Here is a 6,354-nt window from a genome sequence, read left to right as displayed (position 1 = left end):
CAGACAATGGACGAGGTTGTTTTTTGAAAATAGTTGAGTGTAAGCGAGAGATGATTTTTTTGTGGGTATCCAGTTCCACAATATCGTTGTTCTTGGTGTTTGTGCCTGTTATTCCGAGGAGTTTTGTGCTAAGATTAAGCGTGTCCCTGTGATTCTTTCTAATGAGGTTTGAACGCTTTTCATTATAAATCATGTGGGCTTTTTTGCTAAATAGAAAAAGCTCTATAATACCCGCGGTGGAGTTACCCACTACAGATATTATAGAGCCTCTTTTTTTGGGGTAGAATAAGAGAGGTAAGCCAACTGTACCCATACAGATTACGTTTTTTCTTCTTGAGCGACTTTTTTTTCTTGGTAAAATAAAGCTATGACACGATATAAAGCAGTTATTTCATACGATGGTTTTGATTTTTCAGGTTTTCAACGGCAACCACATGCTCGTAGTGTGCAAGAAGAAATTGAGAAAACTCTGACACGGATCAATAAAGGACAAAAGGTTCAGGTTCACGGAGCTGGGCGAACAGATAGTGGTGTTCATGCTTTGGGGCAGGTGATTCATTTTGATTTACCCCAGTTGCGTGATGAGGAAAAGTTGCGTTTTGCTTTGGATACGCAAACACCTGAGGATATTGATTTTATTCGTGTGGAGGTTGTCGCAGATGATTTTCATGCGCGCTACAATAAACATAGCAAGACTTATGAATTTATAGTTGATTACGGTCGTCCTAAGAATCCCATGATGCGACACTATGCCACTCATTATCCCTATCCACTAGAGATAGGAATCATGCAAACAGCTATCAAAAAATTGATAGGGAAACATGATTTTACTGGGTTCACGGCTTCTGGAACCAGTGTTGAGGATAAGGTGCGTACAATCACGGAGGCGAATTTATCGGTAGATGTGGACCATCACCTGTTAACGTTTACCTTTTCGGGAAATGGATTTTTGTATAAACAAATTCGCAATATGGTCGGAACGCTTTTAAAAATTGGGAACGGTCGGATGCCTATTGAGCAGATTGATCGTATCTTAAACGAAAAAGATCGAAATCTAGCAGGACCAACTGCAGCCCCGAACGGCTTGTATTTAAAGGAGATACGTTATGAGTAATGATTTCATTTTAGCAATTTCTGGTAATGATATTTTTAGTGGTGGAGGACTACATGCAGATTTGGCCACTTATACTACGAATAAACAACATGGTTTTGTAGCTGTTACCTGCTTGACAGCTATGACGGAAAAAGGATTTGAAGTAATACCGATTGAACAAAATATTTTTGCTCAACAGTTAGATTCGCTAAAGGATGTTCCATTTGCAGGAATTAAACTAGGACTTTTACCAAATGTTGAAATAGCTGAGTTGGCTTTAGATTTTGTCAAGACCCATACAGCGATTCCTGTGGTGCTTGATCCGGTTCTTGTTTGTAAGGAAAGTCATGACGTGGAGGTTTCAGCTCTTCGTACTGAGTTAATTAAATTTTTCCCTTATGTTAGTGTCATTACTCCTAATCTACCTGAAGCAGAACTACTGACACAAATTAGTATAAAAACCATAGAGGATATGCAAATAGCTGCCCAAAAATTATATGATTTAGGAGCAAAACATGTGGTGGTAAAAGGAGGAAACCGTCTGGACCAAGAAAAAGCTATCGATGTTGTCTATGATGGAAATGAGTTCACGATTCTTGAAGGGGAACTCCTTGAAAAAAATAATACAGGTGCAGGTTGTACTTTTGCCTCTAGTATCGCAAGTCAGCTTGTAGTAGGAAAAAATGTTTTAGATGCCGTTCGCATTTCTAAAGATTTTGTCTTTCACGCTATTCAAAAATCTGATCAGTATGGGGTAGTACAATATGACAACTAATCAAACAAAAACTCTCACCCGTTTAGCAATTCTAGCTGCTTTATCTGTTGTTTTAGGCTATTTTCTCAAATTACCCACACCAACGGGGATGGTGACTTTACTTGATGTTGGAATTTTTTTCACGGCAATCCGATTTGGAAAGCGTGAAGGAGCTATCGTTGGCGGTGTAACAGGCTTCTTGATTGATTTGATATCAGGTTATCCTCAGTGGATGTTCTTTAGTCTTCTCATTCATGGTGCTCAAGGTTATCTTGCGGGCTTAAAAGGGAAATTTCAGATCCTGGGTCTAGTACTGGCTAGCCTGGTGATGGTGGCAGGTTATGCTATCGTATCTGCGATAATCTTGGGGCATGGCTGGGGAGCAGCTTTGACAGAAATTTTACCGAATTTCTCACAAAACTTGGTTGGAATGATTTTGGGATACACCCTTCACCGCCTCGTTCCACAGAAATGGTGAGTGTATGGATTTAGAAAAGATTCAATCAGATACGGAGACAGTTCTTTTAGACGTACTAGAAAAGTCCCAATTACAATCGGGACAGATTTTGGTTTTGGGCTTATCTTCTAGTGAAGTAGTAGGTGGATGGATTGGGAAGAATTCTAGTCTAGAAATTGGGCAGATAATTGTTCACACTTTTTTAGAAGTCTTGCAGGAGCGTGGTATTTATCTTGCTGTTCAAGGATGTGAACACCTCAATCGAGCCCTAGTTGTCGAGAGAGAATTGGCAGAACAAAAGGGACTTGAGATTGTCAATGTTCTTCCAACACTGCATGCAGGTGGCTCTGGACAGTTAGCTGCTTTTGACTTAATGAAAGATCCAGTGGAAGTGGAGTATATTACTGCCCAAGCAGGAATCGATATTGGGGAAACCGCGATAGGAATGCATATCAAACATGTGCAAGTTCCAGTTCGACCTGTCAAGCGAGTGATAGGGAGTGCTAGAGTGACTGCTTTAGCCAGTCGTCCTAAATTGATAGGAGGTGCAAGAGCCAACTATCGTCAAGATCCTCTTCGTAAGGCCTAAAGGCAAAGCTGAATTTATTGATTCGTGGACTGACCTGCGATTCTTTCATTTTGTATCTTGCGGTCCTGTATTAAACGCTGACTAAGAGACTAAATCGAGAATGAAATAATTGTGTTTCTCATTTTAATAGAAATTAGAAAGTCGGGGAAAGCAGACGATTTCTCCGACTTTTTTTGTATCTGTCCCTTGGACTAGGTTCCTTGTTTAAAGAGATGAAACTAAATAAGGAAGAGAGGAAGAAATTGAGGGAGGATCAAATATCAGCAATACTTTGTAAAATTCTCCTTTTTTTAGTATAATGAAAGGAAGACTACATGTATGAGGTAATACAATGAAAATGAAACAAATAAGTGAATCTACCATTAAAATCACTTTGTTGTTAGAAGAGCTAGAAGAACATGGAATGGAAATTTCAGACTTTTTAATGCCCCAAGAAAAAACAGAAGAATTTTTTTACACGATTTTAGATGAACTGGATATGCCAGAAAACTTTCTTGAAAGTGGTATGTTGAGTTTTCGAGTGACTCCCAAACCAGATCGTATTGATGTTTTTGTCACTAAGTCCAAAATAAATCAGAATATTGATTTTGAAGATATGGATGATCTCTCTGACATAAGTGATTTTGCTAATCTGTCAACAGACGATCTTCTTAAGCGTTTGGAGAAGAGTATTATGGCTTATAGTAAGGATGACATGGATGCTGTTCAGCACTTGATAGAGGAAGAAAAGCGAGATGAAGCTCGCTCTGAACAATCAGAGAATAAAGCAGTGGAGGATCCGGCACCTTATATTTACTATATTTTGCATTTCAAGGATTTGAAAGAAGTAGTAGATTACGCAAAAATGATAGACTATCCGGTCGATACATCTGAACTGTACAAGCTAGATGGTGGGTACTATTTAACTGTATTGGTCAATATCGAAAATCATCCTACTGCATACCCTACTTGGCTATTAGCACGGATGAGAGAGCATGCAAATGATAGCGAAGTGAGTCGGGCTGTCTTGCAGGAGCATGGGCGGTTACTTATCATGGATGATGCGGTAAAGAATCTCCAGAAAGTGACTTATTAGTATGATTCCATTTCCATTACAGTATATATTAATTTTAATTGCCACCTTTTTCATGAGTGTTATTTTGACTCCATTGGTTCGACTTCTTTCTTTAAAAATAGGTGCAGTTGATCACCCAAATGCCCGGCGGATTAATAAAAAACCGATGCCAAGTGCAGGTGGGCTTGCTATTATCCTTTCATTTGCGTTGTCTGTTTTGTTATTTCTACCCATGATTATGCCCTATAGTTTTTGGGGGCAGACTTATTTTGATTATATGTTTCCTGTCATTATTGCTGTTTTGGTGATTGCTATCACGGGTTTGGTTGATGATGTGAAGGAACTGTCAGCACCACTTAAAATGTTGGGGATGATTGTAGCAGCATGTATCATTTGGTTTTTCACAGACTTTCGTTTGGATGATTTTAAAATCCCGTTTGGGGGGCCAGTAATTCATTTTGCCCCTTGGCTCTCTTTTATCTTGACGATTATTTGGATTGTTTCCATTATGAATGCGGTCAATTTAATCGATGGTTTAGATGGCTTGGCAAGTGGTGTATCCATGATTTCACTTGTAACGATGGGGATAGTTGCTTACTTTTTTCTACCAGGACATAATCTCTTTTTGCCTGTTACCATTTTCGTTTTAGTGATGGCAATTTTGGGATTTTTTCCTTACAATTATCATCCAGCTATCATCTATTTAGGAGATACGGGCGCCCTCTTTTTGGGATTTATGATAGCAGTTTTATCCCTGCAAGGTTTAAAAAATGCAACTGCTGTTGCCATTGTTACCCCTATCATTATATTGGGAGTACCTATTTGGGATACGTTTATGGCCATTATTCGTCGGACCTTGTCAGGCGAAAAGTTTTACAAACCAGACCGAAATCATTTGCATCACCGCCTTTTGCAACTGGGTTTGACTCATCGGGGAACGGTTCTTGTGATTTATGGTATTTCGATGATTTTCTCGATGATTTCCCTTCTTCTCAATGTTTCAAGTCGGATAGGTGGAGTTTTATTGGTTCTAGGACTTATGTTTGGGGCAGAACTCTTTGCAGAACTAGTTGGAATTTTAGGTGAGAATCGTACTCCTCTTTTAAATATTCTTCGTTTTTTAGGAAACTCCAGTTATCGAGAAGAAGTTCGTCGTAAACGTCGTTATCGTCGTGGTAAATAAGAATAGTTCTAAACAAAAAGAAAGCCTTTTGGGCTTTTTTTTGATATACTAGAGGGGAGTATGGGTAAGAAGTAGTATTCAGAGCTACTATTACTTGAGATACCAATTCTAAAATCGTAACATAGAGAGGAACTATAATGTCAGTATTGGAAATTAAAGACCTTCATGTTGAAATTGAAGGCAAGGAGATTCTTAAAGGGGTCAATTTGACACTAAAAACAGGGGAAATTGCAGCTATCATGGGACCAAATGGTACAGGAAAATCAACTCTTTCAGCAGCTATCATGGGAAATCCAAATTATGAGGTTACGGGTGGAGAAGTTCTTTTTGATGGTGTGAATATTCTCGAGTTAGAAGTTGATGAACGTGCTCGTATGGGACTATTTCTCGCTATGCAATACCCATCTGAAATTCCAGGAATTACAAACGCAGAATTTCTCCGTGCAGCTATGAATGCAGGGAAAGAAGATCATGAAAAAGTATCTGTCCGTGAGTTTATCACTAAGCTAGACGAAAAAATGGCACTTCTTAATATGAAGGAAGAAATGGCAGAGCGCTACCTTAATGAAGGATTTTCAGGTGGTGAGAAAAAACGGAATGAAATTTTACAATTGTTGATGTTGGAACCAACTTTTGCCCTACTAGATGAAATCGACTCGGGTCTTGATATCGATGCGCTTAAAGTCGTATCAAAAGGAGTAAATGCTATGCGTGGTGAAGGGTTTGGTGCGATGATTATCACTCACTACCAACGTTTGCTTAATTACATTACACCGGATGTAGTACATGTGATGATGGAAGGTCGTGTTGTCCTCTCAGGAGGACCAGAACTAGCAGCACGTTTAGAACGTGAAGGATATGCTAAACTTGCAGAAGAACTGGGATACGACTATAAAGAAGAGCTATAATTTTTATTTTTAAATAGTTATTTTTGCTAGTCTGTCTTGTGTGACCTGGCACAGGATCAATCAATCTTGCCCACTAGGATGACTAGTATCAGTTCTGTCGTTTTTAAATAAAAGGCGACGGTCTTAGGTGGTTCTACCACCCGAGTAATTTTTTGCTGTGGTGAAAGTTTTCAAACTGTTAATCGTTTAAAAACTTGAAAAGTTTGAGACTGTTAGTTCAAACTTTAGTCTTGAAATTCTGAAAGGAATTGCTGACATCTGCACCATATCAGAGAAGCATAAAAGGAAATAAAAATTAGAATAGAGTATCTTTTTA

General features: G+C 38.8%; 8 protein-coding genes. 7 read left to right on the top strand and 1 reads right to left on the bottom strand.

The window, feature by feature from the left end:
• Window positions 1-313: hypothetical protein (locus STRDD10_RS11665; RefSeq protein WP_231853408.1), on the bottom strand; the 313-nt coding region annotated here is incomplete at its 3' end.
• A gap of 54 nt (window positions 314-367) precedes the next feature.
• Between STRDD10_RS11665 and truA the strand changes: the two genes are divergently transcribed.
• The 7 genes from truA to sufC all read left to right on the top strand — a co-directional run bounded on the left by truA (window position 368) and on the right by sufC (window position 6,038).
• Window positions 368-1,114, top strand: a complete 747-nt coding sequence (truA, locus tag STRDD10_RS09290; RefSeq protein WP_067195430.1) for a tRNA pseudouridine(38-40) synthase TruA — start codon at window positions 368-370, stop codon at window positions 1,112-1,114.
• Window positions 1,107-1,868 (top strand): bifunctional hydroxymethylpyrimidine kinase/phosphomethylpyrimidine kinase, encoded by a 762-nt coding sequence (locus STRDD10_RS09285; protein WP_067195427.1) that lies wholly within the window; start codon window positions 1,107-1,109, stop codon window positions 1,866-1,868. The genes truA and STRDD10_RS09285 overlap by 8 nt, the downstream gene beginning before the upstream one ends.
• Window positions 1,858-2,325 carry an ECF transporter S component gene (locus STRDD10_RS09280; RefSeq protein WP_067195424.1) on the top strand — a complete coding sequence of 156 codons (468 nt, stop codon included), beginning with the start codon at window positions 1,858-1,860 and terminating at the stop codon, window positions 2,323-2,325. The genes STRDD10_RS09285 and STRDD10_RS09280 overlap by 11 nt, the downstream gene beginning before the upstream one ends.
• Window positions 2,326-2,329: 4 nt before the next feature.
• Window positions 2,330-2,893 carry a TIGR01440 family protein gene (locus STRDD10_RS09275; RefSeq protein WP_067195421.1) on the top strand — a complete coding sequence of 188 codons (564 nt, stop codon included), beginning with the start codon at window positions 2,330-2,332 and terminating at the stop codon, window positions 2,891-2,893.
• Between the two features lie 331 nt (window positions 2,894-3,224).
• The gene (mecA, locus tag STRDD10_RS09270) at window positions 3,225-3,968 is read left to right on the top strand and encodes an adaptor protein MecA (RefSeq protein ID WP_067195420.1); all 744 of its coding nucleotides are present in this window, start codon (window positions 3,225-3,227) and stop codon (window positions 3,966-3,968) included.
• Window positions 3,964-5,130, top strand: a complete 1,167-nt coding sequence (locus STRDD10_RS09265) for a glycosyltransferase family 4 protein (protein ID WP_067195417.1) — start codon at window positions 3,964-3,966, stop codon at window positions 5,128-5,130. Before mecA ends, STRDD10_RS09265 begins: the two co-directional genes overlap by 5 nt.
• 137 nt (window positions 5,131-5,267) lie before the next feature.
• Window positions 5,268-6,038, top strand: a complete 771-nt coding sequence (sufC, locus tag STRDD10_RS09260) for a Fe-S cluster assembly ATPase SufC (protein ID WP_067195414.1) — start codon at window positions 5,268-5,270, stop codon at window positions 6,036-6,038.
• Window positions 6,039-6,354: the final 316 nt, after the last annotated feature.

The sequence above is a fragment of the Streptococcus sp. DD10 genome (genome assembly GCF_001578805.1).
Lineage (GTDB): Bacteria > Bacillota > Bacilli > Lactobacillales > Streptococcaceae > Streptococcus.
This window is presented reverse-complemented; position numbering and strand designations above follow the sequence as displayed.